General features: G+C 66.8%; 16 protein-coding genes. 9 read left to right on the forward strand and 7 right to left on the reverse strand.

Going from position 1 to position 13,718, the window contains the following annotated elements:
- The first annotated feature begins 94 nt into the window (after positions 1–94).
- Positions 95–610 carry a PilZ domain-containing protein gene (locus EVJ50_RS10775; protein ID WP_150883946.1) on the forward strand — a complete coding sequence of 172 codons (516 nt, stop codon included), beginning with the start codon at positions 95–97 and terminating at the stop codon, positions 608–610.
- Between the two features lie 5 nt (positions 611–615).
- On the opposite strand, the gene ureC is transcribed toward EVJ50_RS10775, so the two are convergent.
- From ureC to EVJ50_RS10795, 4 genes are all read right to left on the reverse strand, one after another.
- Positions 616–2,340, reverse strand: a complete 1,725-nt coding sequence (gene ureC, locus EVJ50_RS10780) for an urease subunit alpha (RefSeq protein WP_150883947.1) — start codon at positions 2,338–2,340, stop codon at positions 616–618.
- A gap of 62 nt (positions 2,341–2,402) precedes the next feature.
- Positions 2,403–2,711 (reverse strand): urease subunit beta, encoded by a 309-nt coding sequence (locus tag EVJ50_RS10785; RefSeq protein ID WP_150883948.1) that lies wholly within the window; start codon positions 2,709–2,711, stop codon positions 2,403–2,405.
- On the reverse strand, positions 2,708–3,010 hold the full coding sequence (locus EVJ50_RS10790; protein ID WP_150883949.1) for an urease subunit gamma: 303 nt from the start codon (positions 3,008–3,010) through the stop codon (positions 2,708–2,710). Before EVJ50_RS10790 ends, EVJ50_RS10785 begins: the two co-directional genes overlap by 4 nt.
- Positions 3,011–3,059: 49 nt before the next feature.
- Complete coding sequence (locus EVJ50_RS10795; RefSeq protein ID WP_150883950.1) at positions 3,060–4,109, reverse strand: urease accessory protein UreD; 1,050 nt, start codon at positions 4,107–4,109, stop codon at positions 3,060–3,062.
- 29 nt (positions 4,110–4,138) lie between these two features.
- On the opposite strand from EVJ50_RS10795, the gene ureE reads away from it, so the two are divergent.
- From ureE to urtE, 8 genes are all read left to right on the forward strand, one after another.
- Positions 4,139–4,678 carry an urease accessory protein UreE gene (gene ureE, locus EVJ50_RS10800; protein WP_150883951.1) on the forward strand — a complete coding sequence of 180 codons (540 nt, stop codon included), beginning with the start codon at positions 4,139–4,141 and terminating at the stop codon, positions 4,676–4,678.
- Positions 4,675–5,367, forward strand: a complete 693-nt coding sequence (locus EVJ50_RS10805) for an urease accessory protein UreF (RefSeq protein WP_150883952.1) — start codon at positions 4,675–4,677, stop codon at positions 5,365–5,367. Before ureE ends, EVJ50_RS10805 begins: the two co-directional genes overlap by 4 nt.
- 65 nt (positions 5,368–5,432) lie before the next feature.
- Positions 5,433–6,047, forward strand: coding sequence for an urease accessory protein UreG (ureG, locus tag EVJ50_RS10810; RefSeq protein ID WP_150883953.1), 615 nt, complete (start codon positions 5,433–5,435; stop codon positions 6,045–6,047).
- A 102-nt stretch (positions 6,048–6,149) separates the two neighbouring features.
- Positions 6,150–7,454, forward strand: a complete 1,305-nt coding sequence (gene urtA, locus EVJ50_RS10815; RefSeq protein WP_150883954.1) for an urea ABC transporter substrate-binding protein — start codon at positions 6,150–6,152, stop codon at positions 7,452–7,454.
- 71 nt (positions 7,455–7,525) lie between these two features.
- Positions 7,526–8,683, forward strand: coding sequence for an urea ABC transporter permease subunit UrtB (gene urtB / locus EVJ50_RS10820; RefSeq protein WP_150883955.1), 1,158 nt, complete (start codon positions 7,526–7,528; stop codon positions 8,681–8,683).
- Between the two features lie 21 nt (positions 8,684–8,704).
- Positions 8,705–9,844: an urea ABC transporter permease subunit UrtC gene (gene urtC, locus EVJ50_RS10825; protein ID WP_150883956.1), complete on the forward strand. Its 1,140-nt coding sequence runs from the start codon at positions 8,705–8,707 to the stop codon at positions 9,842–9,844.
- Between the two features lie 51 nt (positions 9,845–9,895).
- A complete protein-coding gene (gene urtD, locus EVJ50_RS10830; protein ID WP_150883957.1) occupies positions 9,896–10,645 on the forward strand; it encodes an urea ABC transporter ATP-binding protein UrtD in 750 nt (249 codons plus the stop codon).
- Between the two features lie 32 nt (positions 10,646–10,677).
- Positions 10,678–11,418 (forward strand): urea ABC transporter ATP-binding subunit UrtE, encoded by a 741-nt coding sequence (urtE, locus tag EVJ50_RS10835; RefSeq protein ID WP_150883958.1) that lies wholly within the window; start codon positions 10,678–10,680, stop codon positions 11,416–11,418.
- A 20-nt stretch (positions 11,419–11,438) separates the two neighbouring features.
- Here urtE and EVJ50_RS10840 read toward each other — a convergent pair whose 3' ends face one another.
- From EVJ50_RS10840 to EVJ50_RS10850, 3 genes are all read right to left on the reverse strand, one after another.
- Complete coding sequence (locus EVJ50_RS10840; protein ID WP_150883959.1) at positions 11,439–11,717, reverse strand: FmdB family zinc ribbon protein; 279 nt, start codon at positions 11,715–11,717, stop codon at positions 11,439–11,441.
- A gap of 88 nt (positions 11,718–11,805) precedes the next feature.
- On the reverse strand, positions 11,806–13,011 hold the full coding sequence (gene fmdA / locus EVJ50_RS10845; protein ID WP_150883960.1) for a formamidase: 1,206 nt from the start codon (positions 13,009–13,011) through the stop codon (positions 11,806–11,808).
- A 230-nt stretch (positions 13,012–13,241) separates the two neighbouring features.
- Positions 13,242–13,649: a hypothetical protein gene (locus EVJ50_RS10850; protein ID WP_150883961.1), complete on the reverse strand. Its 408-nt coding sequence runs from the start codon at positions 13,647–13,649 to the stop codon at positions 13,242–13,244.
- Between the last annotated feature and the right edge of the window lie 69 nt (positions 13,650–13,718).

Below are 13,718 nucleotides of genomic sequence, written 5' to 3' on the forward strand. Positions count from 1 at the left end.
GCGACACCATTGTTGACGGCTCAGCACCGGCGGCGTGAGGTGCATCCGGCCAACACCTCTATGGTGCGGGCAGAGGCGATTCCGCCACGGTCCGATGTCCGGCAGCAAGGCTGTGATGCCCTCCACCCCCGATGAGCAGCCGGGGGCGGCCAGCGATGACCTCGCCGGCTGCGACAACCCGTCCGGGCTTGCGGTGGGCACGGAGCTCACCCCGGTGGAACTGGTGCCCCTCAGCGAGGACGATGCCGCAGCCAATCGGCGCGATGCCGAGCGCTTCGCCGTGGGCGCCTGTCGCCCGATCGCCATTCGCGCGCTCAACGGCCCGGAGGACCAGCCGGGGGCCTGGATCGTGGCCGACATCCTCGATCTCAGTACCACGGGCTGCTGCCTGCTGGTGATGGACGGGGAGTCCTATCCCGTAGGCCAGACGGTGGAGATTGACGTGCGCGCCCATCCCGACTTCGGTCTGGGTGCACTGCGCTCCCATCTGCGCTGGTTTGTGCACTCCGATTTTGTCCACACCGTCGGGCTGCTGTTTCAGGAGCCCCTCGACCGCATTCCCTCCCTGCTGCCCTGCCGTCGCTCGGGGGTGCGCGACCCGCTCGAGTAGCCGGCTCAGAAGAGGTTGTAGCGCTGGGCCATCGGCAGCACCTCGGCCGGCTCGCAGGTGAGCAGCTCGCCGTCGGCGGTCACCTCATAGGTCTGGGGGTTGACCGCGATCGCCGGCAGGGCGTCGTTGTTGCGCATCGCCCGTTTGCCGATGCCACGGGTGCGGATCACGGGCACGCACGGGGTGCGCAGGCCCAGCTGGCGGGGCAGGTCCGCATCCATGGCCGCCTGGGAGAGGAAGGTGAGGCAGGAGGGGGCGGTGGCGCCGCCGAAGGCGGCGAACATCGGCCGGCCGTGCACGGGGCCGGGGGTGGGAATCGAGGCGTTGGGGTCGCCCATCTGGGCCCAGACGATCGATCCGCCCTTGATCACCAGCTCGGGTTTGACGGCGAAGAAGCCCGGCTTCCAGAGCACCAGGTCGGCGAGCTTGCCCACCTCCACCGAGCCCACCTGGCTGTCGATGCCGTGGGCGATGGCCGGGTTGATCGTGACCTTGGCGATGTACCGCTTGAGGCGGGCGTTGTCGTTGCGCACACCGCTCGGATCGGCGCTGTCCTCGCTGAGCGGGCCGCGCTGCACCTTCATCTTGTGGGCCGTCTGGAAGGTGCGGGTGATCACCTCACCGACCCGGCCCATCGCCTGGGAGTCGCTGGCGATGATGCTGAAGGCGCCCAGGTCGTGCAGGATGTCCTCGGCGGCGATCGTCTCGCGCCGGATGCGCGATTCGGCGAAGGCCACGTCCTCCGGGATCGAGGGATCAAGGTGGTGGCACACCATCAGCATGTCGAGGTGCTCCTCGAGCGTGTTGCGGGTGTAGGGCCGGGTGGGGTTGGTCGAGCTGGGCAGCACGTTGGCTTCCCCGCAGATGCGGATGATGTCCGGCGCGTGGCCGCCGCCGGCCCCCTCGGTGTGGAAGGTGTGGATGGTCCGGTCCCCGATGGCCCGGATCGTGTCCTCCACGAAGCCGGCCTCGTTGAGGGTGTCGGTGTGGATGCAGACCTGCACGTCGAAGCGGTCGGCCACGCTCAGGCAGCAGTCGATCGCCGCCGGGGTGGTGCCCCAGTCCTCGTGCAGCTTGAGGCCGCAGGCCCCGGCCCGCACCTGCTCCTCGATCGCCTCGGCGGTGCTGGCGTTGCCCTTGCCGTAGAAGCCCAGGTTCACCGGCAGCCCCTCGGCGGCCTGGAGCATGCGGGCCAGGTGGAAGGCCCCGGGGGTGCATGTGGTGGCGTTGGTGCCGGTGGCCGGACCCGTCCCGCCCCCCAGCAGGGTGGTGACGCCGGAGGCCAGGGCCGTCTCCACCTGCTGGGGACAGATGAAGTGGATGTGGGTGTCGATCGCACCGGCGGTGAGGACGTGCCCCTCGCCGGCGATGGCCTCGGTGCCGGGGCCGATCACGATGTCGACGCCGGGCTGAACATCCGGGTTGCCGGCCTTGCCGATGGCGCAGATGCGGCCGTCCCGCAGGCCAACATCGGCCTTGACGATGCCCCACCAGTCGAGGATCAGGGCATTGGTGATCACGGTGTCCACCGCCCCCTGGGCGCGGCTGGCCTGGCTCTGGCCCATGCCGTCGCGGATCACCTTGCCGCCGCCGAACTTCACCTCCTCGCCGTAGGTGGTGGCATCGCGCTCCACCTCCAGGATCAGGTCCGTGTCGGCCAGTCGGAGCCGATCACCGGTGGTGGGCCCGTAGGTTTCGGCATAGGCCCGGCGATCCATCCGGTAGGCCATGGCTGCGCGTCGGGTGAGAGGACGTGAACGAGGGGTGAGGCGGTGCGGCGGGGGCCGGCGGTTCAGTCGAGCGGACCGTTGACCAGGCCGTTGAAGCCCACCACGTGGCGCCGGCCGGCCAGGGGGATCAGCCGCACCTCGCGGCTGTCGCCGGGCTCGAAGCGCACCGCGGTGCCGGCCGGGATGTCGAGCCGCATGCCCAGGGCGGCATCCCGGTCGAAGGCCAGGGCGTCGTTGGCCTCGTGAAAGTGGAAGTGGGAGCCCACCTGCACCGGCCGGTCGCCGCGGTTGGCCACCTCCAGCAGCAGGGTCGGGCGGCCGCGATTGAGATCGAGCGTGCCGGGTTCCGGCAGCAGTTCTCCGGGGATCATCGGATCGGATCGTGCAGGGTCACGAGCTTGGTGCCATCGGGGAAGGTGGCTTCGATCTGCACCTCGTGCACCAGCTCCGGCACCCCCTCCATGACCTGATCGCGGCTCAGCCAGGTGCTGCCCTCGGCCATCAGGTCGGCGACGCTGCGGCCGTCGCGGGCGCCTTCGAGCACCTGAAAGCTGAGCCAGGCCACCGATTCGGGGTGGTTGAGCTTCAGGCCCCGCGCCAGCCGGCGCTCCGCCAGGAGCGCCGCGGTGACGATCAGCAGCTTGTCCTTCTCCTGTGGGTTGAGGTGCATGGCAGCGAGGGCTGGCCCGCAGGCGGATCGCTCCACTCTTGCAGTTGCCTCAGCCGCCGTCAGCCTCCGCCGGCTCCAGAGGCGCCTCCTGAAACGGCCACTCCCGCGGCACCTCCGGCTCGCTCAGCCCACGGACGGCACGGATGCCCCGCCACAGACGGGTGAACCAGAAGCGGGCATCGCGGCAGGAGGGTCCCCGGTAGCGGGCGATCAGGCCCTGGTCCAGGGCGCCGCAGGCCATCTCCCCCACCAGGTCGCCGCGATCCCGTCGGCTCCGCTCCAGCAGGCCGGCGAGATCGCCGCCGCTCAGTGGCTGCGGTGCCAGCCACACCAGGGTGCCCACCACGCTCTGACCGTCGAGGCCGTGCAGTCCGGCCGCGGCCTCCGCATCGAGCGCCAGCCGGTCCACCAGCTCCCAGCGCCGGCCGGACTCGCTGCGCCGCTGCGCCTCGAGGGCGGAGCGCCACTGGCCCTCTCCCAGCCCCTCCCCCGCCGCCGTGCGGCCCAGGCGCACCACGTCGCAGGCCAGGAAGGAGGCCCCCTCGGCCAGGTCCAGCTCGAGCCGCTGCTCGAACAGGCTGTTGCGGTAGAGCACCAGCTCCTGGGGCAGCCATTCCAGGTCGCTGCCGGGCTCCAGCCGGCAGCGCACCCGCTGCCGGGCCCAGCGCCCATCGGGCGTGCCCAGCCGCAGGCCGATGCTGCCGTAGACCTTCTGGGCCGCGGTGCTGGTGATCAGGGCGCGGCTGCCCGCCTCCAGCGTGATGTCCACGCCCAGCTGATCGCCCCCCACCAGGCCGCCTGCGGTGTGAAGCAGGGGCAGGGTGCAGCGCCCGTCCGGTTCCTGCCGCGCCCGCATCACCTTCAGTGGCGCCGTGCAGCGCGCCTGATGCAGGGTGGGCGCCGACGCTGCTCTCCGGCGGCTGAAGCGCAGCTCCGCCGCGGCCTGCCAGCCATCCGCCGCGGGCACATCCGGCGCTGCCCCATCGGGCCGGCTGCAGAAGTCGGGAGCGGGCACCGCAGCTCGGGGTCGGCCGGCAGGATGCAGGGTGCCGGGATCCGCATGCTGCCAGCTGGCTGTCAGCACGACGACCCGCGCCATCGCCCGGCTGCCCGCGCCGCTGCCCTCCCATGCCGCATCCCTCTCCCGGCTCGTCCGCCGCGGTGCCTGTGCTCACCCGGCGCTGTGCCCGCCCCGATCCGCCGCCGTCCGGTCGGACGGACCTTCGACTGGCTCTGGCCGCCGATGAGCGCACCCGCCTGCGGGGCCGGCGGCGGTGTGTGGAGGGCACCGAGGTGCTGCTGCAGCTGGAGCGAACCGTGCCGCTGCGGCCCGGCGAATGGCTCGGCACCGGCGACGGCCTCCTCTGGGTGCAGGTGCAGGCGGCGATCGAGCCGCTGCTGCGGGTGCGGGGTGCTCCCCTTGCGTTGATGCGGGCGGCTTACCACCTGGGCAATCGCCACGTGGCGCTGGAGGTGACCGACACCCAGCTGACCCTGCTGGCCGATGGCGTGCTCGAGGCGATGCTGCAGGGGCTGGGCGTGCAGGTGGAACGCAGCCAGGGCCCCTTCGCGCCGGAACCCGGCGCCTACGGCAGCGCTGGATTGCACAGCTACAGACATCCCCACAGCCACAGTCATGCCCCGGTGCCGCCGGAGCCGCAGCCATGAGCCCGGCGCTGCTGCGGCTGATGCAGCTGGTGAGCCCGGCTCTGCCGGTGGGGGCCTTCAGCTACTCCGAGGGTCTCGAGAGCCTGGTGCAGCAGAACCGCGTCATCGATGCAGCGACCGTGGAGGGCTGGCTCGCCGCGGAGCTGGAGCGGGGCTGTGTGCGGATCGAAGCAGCGAGCCTGCCCCCCTTCCTCAGTGACTGGCAGAGCTGGAGTGAGGGCGATGCGGCGGCCGGGGAGCGGCTGCGCGATCGCGATGGCCGCCTGCTGGCCATGCGTGAGGCGGCTCCGGTGCGGGCCCAGCAGCGGCAGATGGGCCGTTCGCTGCTGCAGGTGCTCGAGGGGCTGGGCTGTGCCGCCCCCGGCGACTGGACCGCCGCGGCGTCGAGCGGCCCGGGCTGGACGGCGGCCTGGGCCTGGGCCGGCACGGCCTGGGACATCCCCGCCCCCGATCTGGTGATCGGCTACCTGCACAGCTGGTGCGCCAGCCAGCTCAGCGCGGCGGTGCGCCTGGTGCCCCTCGGGCCGACGGAGGCCCAGGCGGTGCTGCAGGCCCTGGATGGACGCATCCTCGAGCAGGCCTCACGCAGCCTGCAGGAGGACCCCGGGTCGCTCTGGACCGGCGGGGTGGGGGCTTCCATCAGTCAGCTGCAGCACGGAGAGCTCTATTCCCGCCTGTTCCGCAGCTGACGGAAGCCGGCGCCGCTCATCACAATGCGCCTGAGCGGATCTGGCCTCTCCGGGAGGCGGCGAGCATGAGTCAGCTTCGGGTGGGCGTGGCCGGACCGGTGGGATCGGGCAAGACGGCCCTGGTGGAGACCCTCTGCCGCCGGCTGCGGGACCGGCTCGAGATGGCGGTGGTCACCAACGACATCTACACGCAGGAGGACGCCCAGTTCCTGACGCGGGCCGGCGCCCTGGCGCCGGAGCGGATCCGGGGGGTCGAGACCGGCGGCTGCCCCCACACCGCCATCCGGGAGGACTGCTCGATCAACCGGGCGGCCGTGGAGGAGCTGGAGGGCTGCTTCCCGGATCTGGCCCTGGTGCTGGTGGAGAGCGGCGGCGACAACCTGGCGGCGAGCTTCAGCCCGGAGCTGGTCGACTGCTGCATCTATGTGATCGACGTGGCCGCCGGCGACAAGATCCCCCGCAAGGGCGGCCCGGGCATCACCCGCTCCGACCTGCTGGTGATCAACAAGACCGATCTGGCGGAGCGGGTGGGGGCCGACCTGGGCGTCATGGAGCGGGACACGCGGCGGATGCGGGGCGAGCGGCCCTGGTGCTTCACCAACCTGCGCAGCGGTGAGGGTGTCGAGACCGTGCTGGCGTTCCTGTTGCAACAGCTACCGAATGCCCCCGCCTCGCGGTGAGGGTTCGAGGATCTGTCTCAACGGTTACAGGTTGGGGTTACCCCCTTCTTTACGTTCCAGTCGCCGCCAGGTTGGCGTACACATCCAACGTGTGACCTTTTTATGAACATTTCCCTTGCCAAGCGTGTTGCTGCCGGCTTCGCAGCAACAGCCCTGGGCGTCACCATCACGGCCTGCGGCGGTGGCGGTGGTGGTGACACCGCCGGTGGTGACTTCGACGGCGAAGTGAAAGTGGGCATCCTCCACTCCCTGAGTGGAACGATGGCCATCTCCGAGACCACCCTCAAGGAGGTGGAGGAGATGGCGATCAAGGAGATCAACGACGCCGGTGGCGTCGAAGTGGACGGCAAGAGCTACAAGATTGTCGCCACCTCCGAAGACGGCGCCTCCGACTGGCCCACCTTCGCTGAAAAATCCCAGAAGCTGATCGATGCCGATGGCGTGGCCGTCGTCTTCGGTGGCTGGACCTCGGCCAGCCGCAAGGCCATGCTTCCGGTCTATGAAGCGAAGAACCACATGCTCTTCTACCCGATTCAGTACGAAGGGCAGGAGTGCTCCCGCAACATCTTCTATACCGGCGCTGTTCCCAACCAGCAGGCTGAACCGGCTGTTGACTGGCTGTTTGAGACCTACGGCGACACCTACGGCAAGAAGGTGTATCTGGTCGGTTCCGACTACGTCTACCCCCGTACCGCCAATACCATCATCAAGGAACAGGTCAAGAGCCTGGGTGGTGAAACCGTTGGTGAGGACTACATCCCTCTGGGCAACACGGAGGTGGCTCCGATCATCGCCAAGATCAAGGAGGAATTCCCTGATGGCGGCATCATCATCAACACTCTGAACGGCGACTCCAACGTCGCTCTGTTCAAGCAGTTCAAGGCCGCCGGCATCGATCCGGACAAGTATCCGATCATGTCCTTCTCCATCGCCGAGGAGGAGATCCGCCAGATCGGTCCTGAGTATGTGACCGGCACCTACGCGGCCTGGAACTACTTCATGTCGCTCGGCACCGAGGCCGCCAACAACTTCAACGAAGCCTTCCTCTCCATGTATGGCGAGGACCGGGTCACCAACGACCCGATGGAGTCGGCCTACAACATGGTCTACCTCTGGAAGGCCGCTGTTGAGAAGGCCGGTACCTTCGAGGATCTCGATGCCGTTCGTACGGCGATGATCGGCATTCAGCTCGATGCGCCCCAGGGCCCGATCGAGATGTACCCCAACCACCACATCTCCCAGACCGTCCGGATCGGCAAGGTTCAGGAGAACGGTCAGTTCGAGATTCTCTGGGACAGCGGCGAGCCGGTTCCCCCGATCACCTGGAACCAGTTCGTGCCCGAGACCAAGGGCTACACCTGCGACTGGACTCAGGATCGTCCTGACGCGGGCAAGTTCAAGATGTGATCCCTGGCTCAGGGACTTGATGGACGACGGGTGGATCTCGGATCCACCCTTTTTTTTACCCTCCGCCGCCGATGGACCTCGTACTTTCACAACTTCTTGATGGCGTCAGCATCGGCTCGGTGCTATTGCTTGCGGCCACAGGTCTCGCCATCGTCTTCGGCCTGATGGGCGTCATCAACCTCGCCCATGGCGAGCTGATGATGATCGGCGCCTATGTGACCTTTGTTGTTCAGAACCTCTTCCGCCCCCTTGGAGAAGGCCTGTTCCAGCTGTATTACCCCGTGGCGCTGGTTGCTGCTTTTCTCGTCACCGCGGTGGTGGGGGTGGTTCTGGAGAAGACCCTGATCCGCCAGCTGTACGGTCGCCCCCTGGAAACCCTGCTGGCCACCTGGGGTGTGAGCCTGATCCTGATTCAGCTGGTTCGCAGTGTCTCACTGGCGATGACGCTGGGTGTGGCCCTCACGGTGGTCGTGGGTCTGCTGGTGCCGCGCTTCATTCCCGCCGGCATCAAGCGCAAGGCCTTTTTCCCCTACCTGCGCGGCGTGATCTGGATCGCGGCTTCCGCGGCCGGCCTGGCCCTGATCAACGGTGTGTCCGGCGTCCGTTTTCTCTCCTCCCCCTGGTTCGGTCCTCGCAACATTGATGTGACGGCGCCCAAGTGGCTGTCGGGAAGCTGGGGCAACATCGGTGGCATCGAGCTGCCGGGCATCCGGATTTTCATCATCATTCTCTCGGCGGTGCTGCTGGCCGCTGTCGCCTGGTTCCTGAGCAAGAGTGTCTGGGGGCTGCGCATCCGCTCGGTGACCCAGAACCGGGAGATGAGCAACTGCCTCGGCATTCCCACCGACAGCGTCGACAGCATCACCTTCGGACTCGGCTCCGGCCTGGCCGGAGTGGCCGGCTGTGCGATCGCGCTGCTCGGGTCCGTTGGTCCCAACCTCGGCGCGTCCTACATCGTGTCCTGCTTCATGGTGATCGTGCTCGGTGGTGTGGGCAATCTGGTGGGAACCGTGATTGCCTCGATGCTGCTGGGGATCATTCAATCGATCATCGGTTCCGGTTCGCTGCTCATCGCCTTCCCGGACATGCCCGGCGCCGCCAGGGCCGTGGTGGAGTTCTTCGCGACCACCAGCATGTCGCTGGTGCTGATCTTCATCTTCATCATCGCCTTCCTCCAGTTCCGTCCCAGCGGCATGTTCCCGCAGAAGGGACGCTCCGTTGAGGCCTGATCCTGCCATCGCTGCCCTGCCATGACCCTCTTCCGCAAGCTGATCCCCTGGATCCTTCTGGCCTTCGCCTTCTTCGTGCTCCCATCGATCCTGAGTGAGTTCCGGCTCAATCTCTTCGGTCGCTACTTCTCGCTCGCCATCGTTGCTCTTGGAATCGACCTCATCTGGGGCTACACCGGTCTGCTGAGCCTGGGCCAGGGCATCTTCTTCACCCTGGGTGGCTATGCCATCGCCATGCACCTGCTGCTGGTCACCCAGAACGACTTCACCACCGGCTCCAACGGCCTGCCCAAGTTCTTTGAGAACTACGGCGTCGACCAGCTGCCCTTCTTCTGGCAGCCGTTCTGGTCGTTCCCGGTCACCCTTGTGGCCATCTGGGTGATTCCGGCTGTGGTGGCGGGGCTGGTGGGCTATCTCATCTTTCGCAACCGCATCAAGGGCGTCTATTTCTCGATCATCACCCAGGCGTCGTTGATGGTGTTCTTTCACTTCTTCAACGGCCAGCAGAAGCTTGTCAATGGCACCAACGGCCTCAAGACCAGCACCACCGAACTCTTCGGCCAGCTGGTGGGTTCCGATGGTTCGCAGCTGATCTTCTACCGCCTGACCCTGATTCTGCTCCCCATTGCCTATCTGATCTGCAAAGCCCTCACCACACGCCGCTTCGGTGATGCGCTGATCGCCATTCGTGATGACGAGCAGCGGCTTCGCTTCGCAGGCTTCAACCCCGTTCCCTTCAAGGTGGTGGTGTTCGTGGTGGCCGGTGCCCTCGCCGGTATCTCCGGCGCGCTCTATACGGTGCAATCCGGCATCGTCTCGCCGCAGTTCATGTCGATCTCGATGTCGATCGAGATGGTCATCTGGGTTGCCGTGGGAGGCCGCGGCACCCTGATCGGACCGATCATCGGCGCCGTGGTGGTCAACTACCTCCGCAGCCTTGTGAGTGAGGCGCTGCCCGAGGTCTGGCTGTTCGTTCAGGGCGGCCTGTTCATCTTCGTGGTGGTGTTGATGCCGGATGGCATTTATGGCTGGTTCACCAAGGGCGGCTTCACTTCCATGCTCGCCGCCTTCGGCATCGCGCCCAAGACCGACACCTACCCGCGCATCGATCTCGACGAATCGATCCAGATGGAAGCCGAAACCATCGAGAAGAAGGTCTAGCCCCTCTTCCCGGAGCTGATCCTTTCATCCACTTCCGCGTCACCACCCGCCATGGCCACTCCCATCCTTGAACTGAAGGACGTGAGCGTCGACTTCGACGGCTTCTTCGCCCTCACCGACCTCTCGATCAGCCTGCAGCCAGGAGAGCTGCGTTCGATCATCGGCCCGAACGGCGCCGGCAAGACCACCTTCCTCGATGTGATCACCGGCAAGGTCAAGCCCACCAAGGGTTCGGTGCTGCTGCGGGGCGGCAGCCTCAGCGGCAAGTCTGAGCAGCGTATCTCACGCATGGGTGTGGGCCGGAAGTTCCAGACCCCGCGCGTGTTCGAGAACCTCACCGTGATCCGCAACCTGGAACTGGCGGCGTCACCCCGCAAGACGGCCTATCACCTGTTTGCCGAAACCCTGGAGCCTGCGGTGAAGGATGAGGTGCACCGGATCATGGAGTATGTGGGCCTGGCGCCCTACGCGAAGGTGGAAGCCGGCTCCCTCTCGCACGGCCAGAAGCAGTGGCTGGCGATCTCGATGCTGGTGGCCCAGTCGCCGGACATCATCCTGCTTGATGAGCCCGTGGCCGGCCTCACCGATGAGGAAACCGATCGCACGGCTGAGCTGATCAAGTCGCTGGCCGGAGAGCACACCGTTGTCGTGATCGAGCACGACATGGAGTTCATTCGCTCCCTCGCGGCTCCTGTGACCGTGCTGCACCAGGGCAAACTGCTCACCGAAGGCAGCCTGGATGACGTGAAGGCCGATCCGCGCGTAATCGAGGTGTATCTCGGCCAATCCGACGACGACTGACCCCCCGCTGATCCATCTGCCTGCTCCCCGCCATGACCCAGACGACCGTCCACCCCACCGCCACCAAGACCATCCTCAGGGCGAGTGGCCTGAATGTGTATTACGGCGAGAGCCACATCCTGCGCGATGTGGATCTGCACATTCCCGAAGGCGAGATGATCTGCCTGATCGGTCGCAACGGGGTGGGCAAGACCACCTTTCTGAAGACGATCATCGGGCTCCTCTCCCAGCGCTCCGGCGTGATCGAGTACCAGGGCCAGGAGCTGCTGCGTCAGCCGCCTCACCAGCGGGCGCGCCATGGCATCGGCTACGTGTCCCAGGGGCGCGACATCATTCCCCGGCTCACCGTGCGGGAGAACCTGATGCTGGGCATGGAGGCCCTGCCCGGTGGCATGGGGCGCAACCGCCGCATCGACCCGATCGTCTATGAGCTGTTTCCGATCCTCGAGCAGTTCCTGAACCGTCGCGGCGGTGATCTCAGCGGTGGTCAGCAGCAGCAACTGGCGATTGCCCGGGCACTGCTGGGCAAGCCCAAGCTGCTGCTTCTGGATGAGCCCACCGAAGGCATTCAGCCGTCGATCATTCTCGACATCGAGCGCGCGGTGCAGCGCATCATCAAGGAGACCGGCATCAGCATTCTGCTGGTGGAGCAGCACCTCCACTTCGTGCGCCAGTCGGATTTCTATTACGCCATGCAGCGGGGCGGCATCGTCTCGAGCGGCCCCACCTCACAGCTGTCGGACGCGGTGATCGAGGAGTTCCTCACCGTCTGACCCTCTCCCCCGCACGGGGCTCAGCAGCCCCGTGTGACCATCCAGGGTCGGGCCGTGCTCTCCTTGAGCCGCGGCTTCTCGGCCCGCGGTTCCAGATTTTTGCGGCTCACCAGCTCCGGTTCGCGCCGTTCCTGCTTCAGGCGCAGTCCGCTGGAGAGGGTCATGGGCGGTTGAAAGATCCGCTGGCCCGGGGCGGAGCAGACCGGGCAGTCGGTGTCGACGTCGCGGCGGTCGATCTCACGCCACACCTCGTAGGTGGGGCAGTCGCCGCTGGTGCATCGGAATTCGTAGACGGGCATTGGCTGGAATGGGCTGTTGCGTGGCAGAGCGAAGGGCCCGGCGGCGCTGCAGGAGCGCTGCCGGGCCCGCAGGGGCGACCGGGGGTCGTCAGCAGGGGAGGATGTCCTTCTCGAAGATGCTGGTGGGGATCGCCAGCGTGCAGCAGGCGTTGGGGATGTCGACGATGCCGCTGACCCGACCCTCCACCGGCGCACAGCTGAGCAGCATGTAGGCCTGCTCGCCGGTGTAGCCGAACTTTTTCAGGTACTCGATGGCATTGAGGCAGGCACGCCTGTAGGCGATGTGCACATCCATGTAGTACTGCTTGCCACTGGATTCGTCGACCGAAATCCCCTCGAACACCAGGTAATCGCTGTAGTGGGGCTCCACCGGGCTGGTCTTGAACATCGGGTTGACCATGCTGTACTTGGCCATGCCACCCTTGATCACATCCACATGCAGATCGAGGTAGCCGGACATCTCGATCGCTCCGCAGAAGGAGATCTCGCCGTCTCCCTGGGAGAAGTGGATGTCGCCCATCGAGAGCTTGCCGCCCTCCACGTAGACAGGGAAGTAGATGCGCGTTCCCTTGGTCAGGTTCTTGATGTCGCAGTTGCCGCCATGCTCCCGTGGGGGCACGGTGCGGGCCGCCTCGTTGGCGATGCGCTCGAAGTCCGATGCGGCGGTGGTGCCGAGGATGGCGCTGTTGGGGTTGGGCAGAGCCGCCAGAACCGGCTCACTGCCGGAGAGGCCGGCACCGTAGGTGCGGCGGTCGGGGGCGGTGTTGACGAGTTCGGTCTCACGCCGGTTCCACTCCTTGAGCAGTTCGTGGGAGGGGGCGCAGCCGATCAGGCCCGGGTGGGTGATGCCGGCGAAGCGCACGCCGGGGATGTGGCGGGAGCTGGTGTAGATGCCCTCCAGATCCCAGATCGATTTGCCCGCCTTGGGGAAGTGGTCGGTGAGGAAGCCGCCGCCGTTCTCCCTGGCGAAGATGCCGTTGAAGCCCCATTCGTCACCTTGGAGGGCGCCCACCTCGAGAATGTCCACCACGAGGATGTCGCCGGGCTGGGCGCCGTTGACCCAGATGGGGCCGCTCAGCACGTGCACCACTTCCAGGTTCACGTCCGCGACGTCCTGGGGGCTGTCGTTGTTCTTGATCTGACCGTCGGTCCAGTCCTTGCATTCGATCCGGAACACCTCGCCCGGATTGACCGATGCGACGGCGGGGATGTCGGGATGCCAGCGGTTGTGCCCCGGCAGCTCCTGCTGATCCATGGGCTTGGTGAGATCCACCTTGAAAAGGGTCTTCGGCATCAGCGATCAGACATGCATTCCCGATCAAACCCCTGCGCCTGCACCGGAAGGGTGACGATCACTACGAAAGCGATTGCAGATCAGCCCATCGGAACTCTCCCGCGCCTCAGATGCAGCGATTGAGGCGATAATGGTTCTCATTCTTTATGCCAACGCTGCCCTGATTGCGCCGATTGATGAGAGTCATGCCCTCCCGTGGATGCTGTGGGGCGGCCGGGTGAGGCGGCCCCTCAGATGGGGTCCTGGGGCGGTGTGTCGCTGAAGCTTCCCTTGCGGCAGAGGTTGCGCGCCAGCCGCTGGGCCCAGGCGGGGCTGGGCTCCGGTCCGCTCTCGCTGGGTTCGCCCTCGAAGGGCAGCAACGTCTGCCAGTGGGTGTCGCCCCCCTCCTCTCCCGCGCTGCCGGGCGTCTCCAGCCAGCGGCCGTAGATGTTGTCGTAGGCCGGCCAGCCCGGCAGGTCGGGCATGCTGCAGACGGCGTTCACCTCCGCGTGGCGCTCGTCGCCCTCGGGTCCCACCACCCGCACCTCACCGTCGTAGAGGCCGTTGGGCACCCCCGGCTCGAAGCTCCCGGCGAGATAGACCCGCTCGCCAGCGACGCTCACCAGCAGATCGCCCGGTTCGGCCTCGTGCAGGGCCACCTCCGTGGGGGGGCACCGCCGCAGGCGACCAGCAGCACCGCCAGGCCCGTGAGGCTGGCGCCGAGGCGC

Source organism: Synechococcus sp. RSCCF101 (assembly GCF_008807075.1).
In the GTDB taxonomy this organism is placed as follows: Bacteria; Cyanobacteriota; Cyanobacteriia; order PCC-6307; family Cyanobiaceae; genus RSCCF101.